The organism is Rickettsiales endosymbiont of Peranema trichophorum (genome assembly GCF_004210275.1).
GTDB lineage: Bacteria > Pseudomonadota > Alphaproteobacteria > Rickettsiales > Midichloriaceae > RICK02.
The window spans coordinates 1-1012 of record NZ_SCFA01000114.1 but is presented as its reverse complement, the minus strand read 5'-3'; the positions used below and the strand labels follow the sequence as shown (position 1 = coordinate 1012).

General features: G+C 42.4%; 1 protein-coding gene. It reads right to left on the bottom strand.

Annotated elements, in window-relative coordinates; genetic code table 11:
* Positions 1 to 133 precede the first annotated feature (133 nt).
* The coding region (locus EDM53_RS05495; protein ID WP_130122656.1) for an Rpn family recombination-promoting nuclease/putative transposase at positions 134 to 1012 on the bottom strand (879 nt) is incomplete at its 5' end.

Here is a 1012-nt window from a genome sequence, read left to right as displayed (position 1 = left end):
ACCCTAAGCTTTTGCTCAATTTTCTGTACTTCATAAGTAATAGTACCTCCTGGTAGCACATCCTCAACCTTTGTTGGAGGCACTCCAAACCTACCTAAATCAAAATAACCATACTCTATATCAAAACATCTCCTCATTTACCAGCCAATCCACTCACCTCCTCCTCGCTCAAACCCGTCGCCTCACTCACCTTCTTCACATCCACTCCTAAACTCACCAAATTCCTCGCTATCTCAATCCTCTCTTCCGCCTTACCCTCGGCCTTTCCTTCCTCCTTGCCTATCGCTATGCCCTTCTCTAGGCCTTTGCTTTCACCTTCCTTTCTCACATCATCCATTGTGCATTCCTGCCCATCAAGCAGCAATCTCGCCCTCACATAGGCATCGTACGATTCCTCACTCCAGTTAAACCTCTCTAGCTCCTTATATGCTTCTAATATGTGCTCGTCCTTCGTACCTATTGGCGGCTCCTTCACATCCTCCGACCTACTTAAAAAAAATAGCCACTCATCTTCTATGCCACTGAGCTCATCCTCTCCCTTCTTAAACTTAGGCAGTTCTACAAAAACATACGACAATGCAAATAAGTGCCTCTCATTACTCTTCTCTTCCCTCGTAGTGTGGTAACTGATGCACCCTATGTTATCTCCAAACAATTTCTTATTTTTCATGATGCTCACTACTATTACAGGCAACAAGTCCTTATGAAACATCCCCTTCTTTAATTGTGATACGTATGTATGTGACCCATAAAACTGTGCTCTTTGTATATAGTGCGACTCTTGTCTATTCTCCATTTCTACTATGTAGATTTTTCCTGCTTCGTCCTTGCACTTCAAATCAAACAAGCTTCTTTTGCCCTGCCCTATATCTGGTATTTCTTCTCCAGACATAAACTCAAGTTCTGCTATTTTCTCCCCAGGTTCTAAACGTAGTATTGCATTTAAAAAATCCTTCAGTCTTTCCTTATCACCAAAGACTCTCTTAAATGCTACATCGTTTGTTGCGTCTAG